Here is a 323-nt window from a genome sequence, read left to right on the forward strand (position 1 = left end):
CATGGGACCGGCGGAAATCGCCGGTCACCTCGCCCCGGCGCGGGTGCGCGCGGCGTTGCTGCTGTCGTTCCGCGCGGCGCTGGTCGCCTCGCTGTTCAACCTCGTCTTCGGGCTCACGCTGGCCTGGGTGCTGACCCGCTACCGCTTTCCCGGGCGGCGGTTGATCGACGCGGCGGTGGACTTGCCCTTTGCCCTGCCGACTGCCGTGGCAGGAATCGCGCTGACCACGCTCTACGCACCAAGCGGCGTGTTCGGTCAGGCTCTTGCCCCCTTCGGAATCAGCATCGCCTACACCGAGGTCGGGATCTGGCTGGCGCTGGTCT

The 323-nt window shown here is 69.3% G+C and carries 1 pseudogene; it reads left to right on the forward strand.

The features are described 5' to 3' along the window. Positions 1 to 323: pseudogene (locus CLG85_RS27235) on the forward strand (sulfate ABC transporter permease subunit CysT); the annotation flags it as partial.

Origin of the sequence: Alloyangia mangrovi, from assembly GCF_002300555.2 — a bacterium.
Taxonomy (GTDB): domain Bacteria; phylum Pseudomonadota; class Alphaproteobacteria; order Rhodobacterales; family Rhodobacteraceae; genus Salipiger; species Salipiger mangrovi.